The sequence below is a fragment of the Teichococcus rhizosphaerae genome, assembly GCF_002631185.1.
Taxonomy (GTDB): domain Bacteria; phylum Pseudomonadota; class Alphaproteobacteria; order Acetobacterales; family Acetobacteraceae; genus Pseudoroseomonas; species Pseudoroseomonas rhizosphaerae.
In genome coordinates this window covers 1-12486 of the sequence record NZ_PDNU01000028.1, presented here as the reverse complement: position 1 = coordinate 12486, position 12486 = coordinate 1, and the positions used below count along the sequence as shown (strand labels likewise).

The window sequence follows — 12486 nt, the reverse complement described above, 5'->3', positions numbered from 1 at the left end:
CATCTGGAACCGGCTGCGCCACCTTCAAGCGATGGCGCCATGTTGAAGCCAAGGCTACATTTTGCGCAAGGGGCTCGCCGGCTGCTAGAGCGGCCCGCAGGACAACTTCCCGGCACGACAACGTCATGGGGCATGGGCGCAGGGTGGCGATGGCGGATGACAAGGTGGCGGCCCCGGCCGGCGACGCGACGGGGGAGGCGGCCCGCCACGCCACCGCGCGCTCGGCCCGCGCCAGCGCCCTGCTGCACGACTATGTGGAGCTGATCGCCGACCTGCTGGAGAGCACCGGCGAGGCGCGCCCCACCGACATCGCCCGCCGCCTCGGCGTTTCCCATGCCACCGCCATCAAGGCGATCGCCCGGCTGAAGCGGGAGGGGCTGGCGCATTCCAAGCCCTACCGGGGGGTGTTCCTCACCGCCGAGGGGCAGGCCCTGGCGGCCGAGGTGAAGGCGCGGCACCGGGTGGTGGTGGACGTGCTGCTGGCGCTCGGCGTGCCGCCCGAGGTGGCGGAGATGGATGCCGAGGGCATCGAGCACCATGTCAGCGAGGCGACGCTCGCCGCCTTCGAGCGCTTCCTCGGCCGCGCACGAACCCCTGACTGATGGAAAAAAGATGGGGGGTCCGGGGGGAATTCATTCCCCCCGGCTTTCTGGTGTTCAGTCGATCACCGCCTGATACGTCAGCACCCGCAGCTCCCGCCGGATCGGGTAGGCCGAGGAGGGCATGAGCTGGGTGAGCAGGATCACCGCCATCTCCTCCGCCGGGTCGATCCAGAAGGCGGTGGAGGCGGCGCCGCCCCAGGCATATTCCCCCGGCGTGCCGAGGATCTGCGCCCGCGCCGGGTCCAGCATGACGGAGAAGCCGAGGCCGAAGCCGATGCCTTCCGCCGTGCTTTCCGACCAGCGCGGCTGGCCCATCGCCGCCATGTCGCCGCGCAGGTGGTTGGCCGTCATCAGCTCCACCGTCTTGCGGCCGAGCAGGCGGACGCCGTCCAGCTCCCCCTTGTTCAGCATGAGGCGGCAGAAGCGCCAGTAATCCGCCGCGGTGGAGACCAGCCCGCCGCCGCCGGAGCAGACGCCGCGCGGCCGCAGGTAGCGGCTGGTGGCGGGGTCGTCGATCAGGGCGAGGCTGTCGCCCGGGCCGCGCGCGTAGTTGGCGGCGAGGCGGGGATGCTTGGCTTCCGGGACATGGAAGTCGGTGTCCTCCATCCGCAGCGGCCGCAGCACGCGCTCGCGCAGGAAATCCTCGAAGGGCCGGCCGGAGATGACCGCCACCAGGTGGCCCAGCACGTCGGTGGCGATGCTGTAGTTCCACGCCTGGCCCGGCTGGGCGATCAGCGGCAGGGCACTTGCGCGCTGCACCACCTCCTCCAGGCTGGTCTCGGCGGTCTGGAAGTCCACGCCGTGCTCGCGGTAGAGCGCATCGACCAGGGTCGCCTGCATGAAGCCGTAGGTCAGGCCCGAGGTGTGGGTCAGCAGGTCGCGGAAGGTGATGTCCCGCCCGGCCGGCACGGTGTCGATCTTGCCGCGCCCGCCGCCCACCGCCACGCGCATGTCGCCGAAGCAGGGCAGGAAGCGGGTGATCGGGTCGTCGAGCTGGAAGTGGCCTTCCTCGTAGAGCATCAGGATGGCCAGGCTGGTGAGCGGCTTGGTCATCGAATAGATGCGGACGATGGTCCCGGGCGTCATCGGCGTGGCGCGCTCGCGGTCGGCCAGGCCGGTGCTGTGCAGCCAGGCCACCTGGCCGCGCCGCGCCACCAGCGTCGTCACCCCCGGCAGCCTGCCGCTTTCCACCAGCGCCTCCGCCCAGTGGCCGATGCGGGCCAGCCGCGCCGGGCAGAGCCCCACCGAACCCGGATTCTCCACGATCATGCCGCTCCCCCTCCGCTGTTTCCGGCGGCCGATCCTGGGCCAGGGCTGGCGGCGCGTCGAGAGGGGTGCTTTTTCCGGGCGCGGAATACCATTCTCCATATTGAATGCCTGCGCGGAGGGGTCTAGCCTCCCGCGCGGGCCGGGAGGCCAGGGGAAGGAAACGGGCAAAGGCGGCGAGACGCTGCGCGGCGCCCCGGCCGGCAAGGGCCGGCGGCGAGCGGGCGGATCGCTTCCGGCTCCGTGAGGCCGACCCCCGTTGAAGAGGGATGACGCCATTGCCGGACAGCTCCACCACGCCACAGGGCCAGGTTCTGCCCATGGAGACGCTCTCGGCGCTGCTGGACCCGCGCACGGTGGCGGTGATCGGCGCCTCGGGCGACGCCTCGCGCATCGGCGGCCGGCCGATCGACTACATGACGCAGCTGGGCTACCAGGGCCGCATCCTGCCGGTGAACCCGAAGCACAAGGTGGTTCAGGGGCTGGAAGCCTATCAGAGCATCGGCGCCCTGCCCGAGACGCCGGACGTCGCCATCATCGCCGTGCCGGCCAGCGCGGCGGCGCAGGCGGTGGAGGAGCTGGGCGCGCGCGGCACCAAGGCCGCCATCATGTTCAGCGCCGGCTTCGCCGAGATGGGCGATGACGGCGCGGCGGCGCAGGAGGCCATCCTGGCCAGCGCGCACCGCCACGGCATGCGGCTGCTGGGCCCCAACTGCCTCGGCCTGTTCAACGCCCGCACCGGCTTCTACGGCACCTTCACCACCAGCCTGGAGCGCGGCTCGCCCGTGCCGGGGCCGATCGGCATCGCCAGCCAGTCCGGCGCCTATGGCATGCACCTGTTCGGCCTGGCGCGGGACCACGGGCTCGGCCTGTCCTGCGTGGTGACCACCGGCAACGAGGCCGACCTCAACATCGGCCACATGATCGGCTGGATGGCGCAGGACCCGGGCACCGAGGTGATCGCCGCCTATGCCGAGGGCATCCGCGACGCGGAAAGCTTCCTCGCCGCGCTGGAGCTGGCGCGGCGCAACCGCAAGCCGGTGGTGATGATGAAGGTGGGGCGCAGCGCGGTCGGCAGCGCCGCCGCCCGCTCCCACACCGCCTCCATCGCCGGCGACGACGCGGTGACGGACGCGGTGCTGGCCGAGTACGGCGTGGTGCGCGCCCGCACCACGGAGGAGATGCTGGACATCGCCCGGCTTGCCACCCGGCGGGTTTATCCGGCCGGCAACTCGCTCGGCGTGCTGACCATCAGCGGCGGCGCCGGCGTGCTGATCTCCGACGCGGCCGAGGCCATCGGCCTGCCCATGCCGGAGATGCCGCAGGCGGCCCAGGACGAGCTGCGCGCGGCGCTGCCCTTCTGCGCGCCGCAGAACCCGGTGGACTGCACCGCCCAGGCCCTGAACGACTTCTCGCTCATCGGCCGCTTCGCCAAGTCGCTGGTCGAGGATGGCGGCTACGGCTCCATCCTCGCCTTCTTCACCCATGCGGGCGGCGCCGCCTCCGTGGCGCCCAAGCTGCGCGAGCAGATGCGCGGCGTGCGCGAGGCGCATCCGGACCGGCTCTTCGTGCTCTCCGTGCTGGCGGATCCGCCGCTGGTGGAGCAGTTCGAGGCGGACGGCTTCACCGTGTTCGAGGACCCCTCGCGCGCCGTGGCGGCGATCCACGCCATGGGCCGCTTCGGGGATGCCTTCGCGGCGCCGCCGCGCGAGGCGCCGCCCGCCGGCGGCGCGGTGGCGCTGCCGGCCTCCACGCCGAGCGAGGCGGAGGCCAAGCGCATCCTGGCCGAGGCCGGCATCGAGGCGGCGCCCGAGCGCGCCTGCGCCGATGCGGAAGCCGCGGTGGCGGCGGCGGAGGCGATCGGCTTCCCCGTGGTGATGAAGATCCTGTCGCCCGACATCCTCCACAAGTCGGAGATCGGCGGCGTGCTGCTGAACGTGGCGGACGCGGCCGCGGTGCGCGAGGGCTTCTCCCTGCTGATGGAGCGCGCGGCCAAGGCGGCGCCGCAGGCGCGCATCGAGGGCGCGCTGGTGGCGAAGCAGCTCTCGGGCGGCGTCGAGTGCATCCTCGGCGTGCACCGCGACCCGGTCTTCGGGCCTGTCGCGATGTTCGGGCTGGGCGGCATCTTCGTCGAGATCCTGAAGGACGTGTCCTTCCGCCGCTGCCCCTTCGGCGAGGCGGAGGCGGAGCGGATGATCCTCTCCATCAAGGGCGCGCCGCTGCTGCAGGGCGCCCGTGGCCGGCCGCCGGCCGACATCCCGGCGCTGGCGCGGATGCTGTCGCGCCTGTCCCTCTTCGCCCACCAGGCCGGGCCGCGCCTGTCGGGCATCGACCTCAACCCCGTCTTCGCCATGCCCGCGGGGCAGGGCGCCTTCGCCGCCGACGCGGTGATCGACATCGCGGAGAACGACGCGTGATCAACCACGAGAAGCTGCTGAACTTCCCCATCCCCGAGGTGCGCCAGCGCGTCCGGCCGCAGGACGCGGTGTTCTACGCCCTGTCCGTCGGCATGGGGCAGGACCCCATGGACACGCGCCAGCTCCCCTACATCACCACCCAGAAGGGACCGGTGGTGATGCCGGCCATGGCGGTGGTGCTGGGACACCCCGGCTTCTGGCTGGGCAATCCCGAGACGGGGGTGGACGCGGTGCGGCTGGTGCATGGCGAGCAGCGCATCACCCTGCACCGCCCGCTGCCGGCCGATGGCGAGGTGATCGGCCGCACCCGCGTCACCGGCATCGTCGACAAGGGCGAGGGCAAGGGCGCGCTGCTCTATTCCGAGAAGGAGATCACCGACGCCGCCACGGGCGAGCTGCTGGCGGTGACCGGCAGCACCACCTTCCTGCGCGCCGATGGCGGCTTCGGCGGCCCTTCCGGCCCCGTCATCCCGCCCAACCCGATGCCGGAAGGCGCGCCCGACATCGTGCTCGACCTGCCGACACGGCCCGAGCAGGCCTTCTATTACCGCCTGAACGGCGACGACAACCCGTTGCACACCGACCCCGAGGTGGCCGCCCGCGCCGGCTTCCCGCGCCCCATCCTGCACGGGCTGTGCACGCTGGGCGTGGTGACGCACGCCATCCTGCGCGAGCTGTGCGACTACCGCGCCGAGGCGCTGAAGGGTCTCTCGCTGCGCTTCTCCTCGCCGGTCTATCCGGGCGAGACCATCCGCGCCGAGATCTGGCGCAGCGGCGCCTTCCGCGCCCGCGTGGTGGAGCGCGACGTGGTGGTGGTGAACAACGGCGCGGCGGTTCTCGCATGACCCGCCCCGCTTCCCGCAAGATGACGACGAGGACCGCATGAGCGCCACCCTGCAGGATGAGCGCGACGAAGCCATCCGCATGATCCGCGACAGCGCGGTGGGCATCGCGCCGCGCGCCGGCGACCGCAAGCGCATCCGCGCGCTGCGCTTCAAGTCCCCGGGCTTCGACCCCGCCGTGTGGCGGCAGATGGGCGAGCAGGGCTGGATCGGCCTGCGCGTGCCGGAGGAGCAGGGCGGTGCCGGGCTCGGCATGGGCGCCTTCTGCGCCCTGGCCGAGGAGCTGGGCGCGGCGCTGGCGCCGGAGCCGCTGGTGCCCGGCGCGCTCGCCGCGCGGCTGCTGGCCGCCGCCGGCGCCAGCGCGCCGCTGGAGGCGCTGGTCTCGGGCGAGGCGCTGGTGCTGGCCGCCTGGCAGGAGCGCGCCAACAGCTTCGAGGTGCCCGGCACGCCGGACGCGCCGCGCCTCTTCCTGCCCATGGCGGATGGCGCCCGGTCCTTCCTGGTGCCGGTGCGCGCGGGGGATGGCTTCTCGCTCCGCTTGCAGCCCGCCGAGGGCGCCGACCTGGCGCTGGAGCCGACGCAGGATGGCGGCAGCTACGGCACGCTCCGCCCGGCCGGCGGCGAGGAGGTCGGCACCGTCTCCGCCGCCCAGATGGAGGCGGCGCTGGAGGAGGCGGCGCTCGGCACCGCCGCCATGCTGCTCGGCGTGATGGACCAGGCCTTCGCGATGACGCTGGACTATCTCCGCACCCGCCAGCAATTCGGCAAGCCGATCGGCAGCTTCCAGGCGCTGCAGCACCGCGCGGCCGACCTCAAGGTGCAGATCGCGCTCAGCCGGGCCAGCGTCGAGGCCGCCGCCGCGATCTGTGACCGCGGGGGCGACCGCGAGGACGCGCCCGCCGCCCAGCGCCGTGCCGCCATCGCCCGCGCCAAGGCGCGCGCCGCCGACGCGGCGCTGCTGGTGACACGGCAGGCGATTCAGTTGCATGGTGGCATCGGCTACACCGACGAGGCCGATATCGGCCTCTACATGCGCCGCGCGATGGTGCTGGCCAACCAGTTCGGCTCGGCCGGGCTGCACCGCCGCCGTTTCGCCGCCGCCCAGCCGGAGGTCGAGGCATGACCGACTACAACGCGATGACCGACGACGAATTCCGCGCCGAGGTGCGCCGCTTCGTCGAGAGCGAATACCCCACCCACCTGCGCAACCCGCCCAACCGCCTGCACTGGGACGAGGGCGAGGAATGGTTCCGCATCGTCCAGAAGAAGGGCTGGGTGGCGCCAGGCTGGCCGCGCGAGCTGGGCGGCATGGGGCTCGATGCCTCGAAGCAGATCATCCTGATCGAGGAATACGAGCGGCACGGCGTGGCGCGCCTGCCGGACCATGGCGTGATCATGCTCGGGCCGCTGCTGATCCGCTTCGGCACGGAGGAGCAGCGCGCGCGCTTCCTGCCGCGCATCCTGGCCGGCGAGGACATCTGGTGCCAGGGCTATTCCGAGCCCGGCGCCGGCTCCGACCTCGCCTCGCTGCGCACCGAGGCGGTGCTGGACGGCGACCACTATGTGGTCAACGGCCAGAAGATCTGGACCACGCTGGCGACCGACGCCAACTGGATCTTCTGCCTCGTCCGCACCGACAAGGCCGCCAAGAAGCAGGAGGGCATCTCCTTCCTGCTGATCGACATGAATACGCCGGGCGTCACGGTGCGGCCGATCATCAACCTCGCGCTGCATGACGAGTTCTGCGAGGTGTTCTTCGACAATGTCCGTGTGCCGAAGGAGAACCTGGTCGGCGAGCCCAACAAGGGCTGGAGCATGGCCAAGGCGCTGCTCGGCTTCGAGCGCATCTTCCTGGGCTCCCCGCGCCAGTCCGCCTACGCCCTTTCGCGGCTGAAGACGCTGGCCGAGCGCATGGGCGTGTTCGACGAGCCGGAGTTCCAGGACCGCTACACCAAGCTGCGCTGCGACCTGGAGGACCACAAGGCCCTCTACGAGACCTTCGTCGCGGTGCTGCGGCGGGGCGAGTCGCTCGGCGCCGACGTGTCGATGCTGAAGCTGCACCAGTCGGACCTGTTCCAGCGCATCACCGAGCTGATGCTGGAGATCGGCGGCGAGAATGCCGGGCTGCTGAAGCCGATGGAGGGCAACCGGGACCTGCACCCGGCCGGCCAGTTCATCGAGGCGCGGCCGACCACGATCTATGGCGGCAGCTCCGAGATCCAGCGCGGCATCCTGGCCAAGGCCGTGCTGGAGCTGCCAGGCTGAGGTTCGGGAGACCGCCGGCACAAGGCGGCTCCGGCGGGAGGAGGAAGCAGAGCATGAGCGATTGGAGCAGAAGGCGGGCGATGTGGCTGCCGGGCGGGCTGGCGGCGGCGGCATTGCTGCCGGCCGGCGCGCGGGCCGCCGCCGAGGCGTGGCCCTCGCGCCCGATCCGCATGATCATCCCCTTTCCCCCCGGCGGCACGACCGACCTGATGGGGCGGCTGCTGGCCGAGCGCCTTTCCGCGAAGCTCGGCCAGCCGGTGGTGGTGGAGAACCGTGGCGGCGCCGGCGGCAACATCGGCGCCGATGCCGTCGCGAAGTCGGCGCCGGACGGCTACACGGTGGTGATGTGCTCGATCGGCACGGCGGCCATCAACTACGCCGCCTATGGCGCCAACATGCCCTACAAGCCGCAGGACCTGGCGGCGGTGGGGCTGGCGGTGCGGGTGCCGAACCTGGTGCTCGCCTCGCGCGCCTCCGGCCTCGACAGCTTCGAGGCGATGCTGAAGGCGGCGCGCGAGGCGCCGGGGCGGCTGAACTACGGCACCTCCGGCATCGGCGGCAGCCCGCATGCCTGCATGGAGCTGGTGAAGGCGCGCACCGGCATCGACATCACCCATGTGCCCTATCGCGGCTCCGGGCCGATGCTGACGGAGCTGGTGGCGGGGCGGATCCAGACGGCGATGGACAACATCCCCTCGGCGCTGAACTTCGTGCGCGAGGGGCAGATCCGCGCCCTCGCCGTGACCAGCCGCGAGCGCGTGAAGCTGCTGCCCGACGTGCCGACGCTGGCCGAGTGCGGGCTGGCGGATTTCGACGCCACCGCCTGGTTCGGCCTGCAGGCCGCCGCGGCCACGCCCGCGCCCATCGTCGCGAAGCTGGGCGCGGCCATGGACGAGGTGGTGCGCAGCGCCGAATGGGCCGAGCGCGTGGGCGCCTTCGCGGCGCAGCCGCCGGGACTGACGCCGCAGGGCGGCACCACGCCTGAGGCGTTCGCCGAATTCATCGCCGCTGAGATCACCCGCTGGGCCGAGGTGGCCCGGGCGGGCAACATCAGCGTCCAGTAATCCTGCAACGGCAGAAGGAAGAGCCAGTGAGCATCCGAGGCAAGGCCTGCATCGTGGGCGCCTATGAACACCCGACGCGCAAGGCCGAGAACAAGAGCGTGGCGCAGCTGCACGCCGAGGTGGCGCTCGGCGCGCTGCGCGACGCGGGGCTGACGCGGGCCGACGTGGACGGCTATTTCTGCGCCGGCGACGCGCCGGGCATGGGCCCGCTCAGCATGGCCGACTACATCGGCCTGAACCGGCTGACGCACTACGACTCGACCGATGTCGGCGGCTGCTCCTACCTGGCGCATGTGGCGCACGCGGCCGAGGCCATCGCCATGGGCAAGTGCAAGGTGGCGCTGATCACGCTCGCCGGGCGGCCGCGCTCGGAAGGGGTCGCCACCGGCACCGCGCCGCGCCCGGGCGACCCGCGCCAGCCGGACGTGCAGTTCGAGTATCCCTTCGGGCCGGCGATCGCCAACATGTACGCCATGTGCGCGCAGCGCCACATGCACGAGTTCGGCACCACCTCCGAGCAGCTCGCCTGGATCAAGGTCGCCGCCAGCCACCACGCGCAGCACAACGAGCACGCCATGCTGCGCAAGGTGGTGACGGTGGAGGACGTGGTGAACTCGCCGCTGGTGGCGGACCCGCTGCACCGGCTCGATTGCTGCGTCATCAGCGATGGCGGCGGCGCGCTGGTGGTGACCAGCCCCGAGATCGCCCGCACGCTGAAGCGCCCCGTGGTCACCATCCGCGGCGCCGGCGAGGCGATCAAGCACACCGATGGCGGGCGCATCGACCTGAGCTACACCGGCGCCCGCTATGCCGGCGCGCGCGCCTTCGAGATGGCGGGCGTGAAGCCCTCCGACATCAAGTACGCCAGCATCTATGACAGCTTCACCATCACCGTGCTGATGCAGCTTGAGGACCTCGGCTTCTGCGAGCGCGGCCAGGGCGGCAAGTTCGTGTCCGACGGCAACCTGATCTCCGGCGTCGGCAAGCTGCCCTTCAACACGGATGGCGGCGGGCTCTGCAACAACCATCCCGCCAACCGCGGCGGCATCACCAAGGTGATCGAGGCGGTGCGGCAGCTGCGTGGCGAGGCGCATCCCGCCGTGCAGGTGAAGAACTGCGACCTGGCGCTGGCGCATGGCACGGGCGGCTCGCTCGGCACCCGCCACGGCAGCGCCACGCTGGTGCTGGAAAGGAACTGAGCGCATGTCCGAGACCCGCATCCCGCCCGCGCCCACCCCCGATCCCTCGACCCAGCAGTTCTGGGACGCCGCGCGCCAGGGCACGCTGCTGATCGGCCGCAACACCAAGACCGGCAAGCTGCACTACCCGCCGCGCCCGGTCTGCCCCTTCGACGACGAGGGCGAGGTGGAGCTGGTTCCCGCCAAGGGCACCGGCACCGTCTACAGCTTCAGCATCATGCGCGCCAAGGTCCCCTACGCCATCGCGTATGTGGAGCTGGACGAGGGGCCGCGGATGATGACCAACATCATCGGCGCGCCGTTCGAGAGCATCCGCATCGGCCAGAAGGTCAGGCTGCAGTTCCAGCCGACGGACGGCGAAGGCCCGCCGGTGCCGATGTTCACGCCCGCCTGAACAGGGAATGATGCCGGGGAGCATGCCTCCCCGGCCCGTGTAATGCACAAGGAAGACAACGCATGATGCTTGAAGGCAAGGTCGCGATCGTCACGGGCGCCGGTGGCGGCATCGGGCGCGAGATCGCGCTGGCCATGGCGCTGGCCGGGGCCAAGGTGGTGGTGAACGACATCGGCGCCTCGCTGACCGGCGAGGGCGAGACCTCCGCCACCCCCGGCCAGCAGACCCAGGCGATCATCGAGCAGCGCGGCGGGCAGGCGGTGGTCAACACCGACAGCGTGGCCGACTGGGACAGCGCCAAGCGCATCGTCAAGACGGCCGTGGACGCCTTCGGCAAGGTGGACATCGTCGTCAACAACGCCGGCATCCTGCGCGACCAGATCTTCCACAAGACCTCGCCCGAGGAATGGCTGGCCGTCATCAACGTCCACCTGAACGGCAGCTTCTTCGTCTCGCGCGCCGCCGCCGAGCATTTCCGCGCCCAAGGGTCGGGCGCCTTCGTGCACATGACCTCGACCTCCGGCCTGATCGGCAATTTCGGCCAGGCCAACTACTCGGCGGCCAAGCTCGGCATCGCCGCGCTGTCCAAGTCCATCGCGCTCGACATGCAGCGCTTCGGCGTCCGCTCCAACTGCATCGCGCCTTTCGCCTGGAGCCGCATGACCAGCTCCATTCCGTCGGAAACGCCGGAGCAGAAGGCGCGCGTCGAGAAGCTGAAGCGCATGACGCCGGAGAAGAACGCGCCGCTCGCCGTGTTCCTCGCCAGCGACGCGGCCAAGGACGTGAACGGCCAGATCTTCGGCGCCCGCAACAACGAGATCTTCCTGTTCAGCCAGCCCCGCCCGGTGCGCAGCGCGCACCGCAGCGAGGGCTGGACGCCGGAGCTGATCGCCGAGCACGCCATGCCCGCGCTCAAGGCGCAGTTCATGGCGCTCGACCGCAGCGCCGACGTATTCTCCTGGGATCCGGTGTAAGAAGACTCCCCGGGGGCAAGGCGCCCCCGGTTCCGCTTGGGAGGAGATGGTGGGAATGGGTATCACGCAGGAACTGTCCGCCTTCGCCGCCGGTCTGCGGCCGGAGGCGTTGCCGCCGGAGGTGATGGCGCGGGCCCAGGCCCTGGTGCTCGACCTGGTCGGCAACATTGTGCGCGCGCGGGACGAGGCGGAGAGCACGCCGGCCCTGCTGGCGGCGGTCAAGGCGCTCGGCCTCGACAAGGGCGAGAGCCGCGTCTTCGCCGACGAGGCCACCTACAGCCCGGCCGGCGCCGTGCTGATCAACGCGACCCTCGGCCATTCGCTCGACTTCGACGACACCCACGCGGTGGCCGTGGTGCATCCCGGCGCGCCGGTGATCCCCGCCGCCATCACCGCGGGCGAGATGGTGGGCGCCTCGGGCTCGCAGGTCCTGGCGGGCATCGTCGCCGGCTACGAGGTGGCGCTGCGCCTGGCGCTCGCCCTGCCGGCCGGCGCGCATTACGACCGCGGCTTCCACCCTTCCGCCACCTGCGGCGCCTTTGGCGCGGCGGCGGCGGCGGCGCGGGTCTTCGGGCTGGACGCGGCGCGGATGGAGTCGGCGCTCGGCATCGCCCTGAGCCAGTGCGCGGGCAGCCTGCAGTTCCTGGCCAACGGCGCCTGGACCAAGCGTTTCCAGGTGGGCTGGGCGGGCATGGCCGGCCTTGCCGCGGCGACGCTGGCCCGCGAGGGCTTCAAGGGCGCGGCGGACGCCATCGAGGGCAAGCAGGGCTTCCTGCGCGCCTATGCGCCGGAGCCGAAGCCGGAGCGCGTGACGCAGGATCTCGGCCAGGTCTGGGAGCTGATGGCGACGGGCGTGAAGCCCTACCCTTCCTGCCGCTGGGGCCATGCCGGCATCGACGCCGCGCTGGCGCTGCGCGCCGAGCACGGCTTCAAGGCGGAGGAGATCGAGGCGGTCACGCTGGGCATCTCGCGCGCGGGCATGCTGCTGGTGGGCGAGCCCGCCGAGCGCAAGGCCAACCCGCAGAACATCGTCGATGGCCAGTTCAGCGGCCCCTTCGTCATCGCGACCGCGCTGTCCACCGGGCAGATGGGCTGGGACAGCTACGCGCTGCTCAACGACCCTTCCATCAAGGCGATGATGCGGCGCGTGCGCTGCGAGAACGACCCCGAGATCGAGGCCGAGTTCCCGGCCAACATGTCCGGCAAGCTGACGGTGCGCGCGCGCGGGCAGGACTTCGTGCGCAAGGTGATCGTGCCGAAGGGCGAGCCGGACAACTTCCTCACCGACGCCGAGCTGCGCGCCAAGTTCAGCGGCCTGGCGGATGCCGTGCTGGGCGCCGAGCGCGCCGCCGCGCTGGCCGACACGATCGGCCGCATGGACCGGCTGAACGACATCTCCTCCCTGTTGCGCAGCCCGGCCGAGGCGGCCTGAAGGACGAACCATGCTGGAGATCACGCCGACC

At 71.6% G+C, this 12486-nt stretch carries 11 protein-coding genes; 10 read left to right on the top strand and 1 reads right to left on the bottom strand.

Going from position 1 to position 12486, the window contains the following annotated elements; genetic code table 11:
- The first annotated feature begins 149 nt into the window (after positions 1–149).
- Positions 150–602 carry a manganese-binding transcriptional regulator MntR gene (mntR, locus tag CR162_RS14045; protein ID WP_099096228.1) on the top strand — a complete coding sequence of 151 codons (453 nt, stop codon included), beginning with the start codon at positions 150–152 and terminating at the stop codon, positions 600–602.
- A gap of 54 nt (positions 603–656) precedes the next feature.
- Here mntR and CR162_RS14040 read toward each other — a convergent pair whose 3' ends face one another.
- Positions 657–1871 carry a serine hydrolase domain-containing protein gene (locus CR162_RS14040; protein WP_099096163.1) on the bottom strand — a complete coding sequence of 405 codons (1215 nt, stop codon included), beginning with the start codon at positions 1869–1871 and terminating at the stop codon, positions 657–659.
- Between the two features lie 266 nt (positions 1872–2137).
- Here CR162_RS14040 and CR162_RS14035 point away from each other — a divergent pair, with 266 nt between their 5' ends.
- The 9 genes from CR162_RS14035 to CR162_RS13995 all read left to right on the top strand — a co-directional run bounded on the left by CR162_RS14035 (position 2138) and on the right by CR162_RS13995 (position 12455).
- Complete coding sequence (locus tag CR162_RS14035; protein WP_099096162.1) at positions 2138–4285, top strand: acetate--CoA ligase family protein; 2148 nt, start codon at positions 2138–2140, stop codon at positions 4283–4285.
- Positions 4282–5130 carry a MaoC/PaaZ C-terminal domain-containing protein gene (locus tag CR162_RS14030; RefSeq protein WP_099096161.1) on the top strand — a complete coding sequence of 283 codons (849 nt, stop codon included), beginning with the start codon at positions 4282–4284 and terminating at the stop codon, positions 5128–5130. Before CR162_RS14035 ends, CR162_RS14030 begins: the two co-directional genes overlap by 4 nt.
- A 37-nt stretch (positions 5131–5167) precedes the next feature.
- Positions 5168–6250 (top strand): acyl-CoA dehydrogenase family protein, encoded by a 1083-nt coding sequence (locus CR162_RS14025; protein WP_099096160.1) that lies wholly within the window; start codon positions 5168–5170, stop codon positions 6248–6250.
- Positions 6247–7392 (top strand): acyl-CoA dehydrogenase family protein, encoded by a 1146-nt coding sequence (locus tag CR162_RS14020; protein WP_099096159.1) that lies wholly within the window; start codon positions 6247–6249, stop codon positions 7390–7392. The genes CR162_RS14025 and CR162_RS14020 overlap by 4 nt, the downstream gene beginning before the upstream one ends.
- A 53-nt stretch (positions 7393–7445) precedes the next feature.
- Complete coding sequence (locus tag CR162_RS14015) at positions 7446–8456, top strand: Bug family tripartite tricarboxylate transporter substrate binding protein (protein WP_099096158.1); 1011 nt, start codon at positions 7446–7448, stop codon at positions 8454–8456.
- A 26-nt stretch (positions 8457–8482) separates the two neighbouring features.
- Complete coding sequence (locus CR162_RS14010) at positions 8483–9655, top strand: thiolase domain-containing protein (protein WP_099096157.1); 1173 nt, start codon at positions 8483–8485, stop codon at positions 9653–9655.
- Between the two features lie 4 nt (positions 9656–9659).
- Positions 9660–10049, top strand: coding sequence for a Zn-ribbon domain-containing OB-fold protein (locus tag CR162_RS14005; protein ID WP_099096156.1), 390 nt, complete (start codon positions 9660–9662; stop codon positions 10047–10049).
- Positions 10050–10111: 62 nt separating this feature from the next.
- Positions 10112–11023: an SDR family NAD(P)-dependent oxidoreductase gene (locus CR162_RS14000; protein WP_099096155.1), complete on the top strand. Its 912-nt coding sequence runs from the start codon at positions 10112–10114 to the stop codon at positions 11021–11023.
- 55 nt (positions 11024–11078) lie between these two features.
- Positions 11079–12455 (top strand): MmgE/PrpD family protein, encoded by a 1377-nt coding sequence (locus CR162_RS13995; protein WP_245870368.1) that lies wholly within the window; start codon positions 11079–11081, stop codon positions 12453–12455.
- The last annotated feature ends 31 nt before the right edge of the window (positions 12456–12486 follow it).

Coding starts and splice junctions, on each gene's coding strand:
- CR162_RS14005 (WP_099096156.1), top strand. CDS start 9,660: ATGTCCGAGACCCGCATCCCGCCCGCGCCCACCCCCGATCCCTCGACC.
- CR162_RS14025 (WP_099096160.1), top strand. CDS start 5,168: ATGAGCGCCACCCTGCAGGATGAGCGCGACGAAGCCATCCGCATGATC.
- CR162_RS14040 (WP_099096163.1), bottom strand. CDS start 1,871: ATGATCGTGGAGAATCCGGGTTCGGTGGGGCTCTGCCCGGCGCGGCTG.
- mntR (WP_099096228.1), top strand. CDS start 150: ATGGCGGATGACAAGGTGGCGGCCCCGGCCGGCGACGCGACGGGGGAG.
- CR162_RS14015 (WP_099096158.1), top strand. CDS start 7,446: ATGAGCGATTGGAGCAGAAGGCGGGCGATGTGGCTGCCGGGCGGGCTG.
- CR162_RS14020 (WP_099096159.1), top strand. CDS start 6,247: ATGACCGACTACAACGCGATGACCGACGACGAATTCCGCGCCGAGGTG.
- CR162_RS14035 (WP_099096162.1), top strand. CDS start 2,138: ATGACGCCATTGCCGGACAGCTCCACCACGCCACAGGGCCAGGTTCTG.
- CR162_RS14000 (WP_099096155.1), top strand. CDS start 10,112: ATGATGCTTGAAGGCAAGGTCGCGATCGTCACGGGCGCCGGTGGCGGC.
- CR162_RS13995 (WP_245870368.1), top strand. CDS start 11,079: ATGGGTATCACGCAGGAACTGTCCGCCTTCGCCGCCGGTCTGCGGCCG.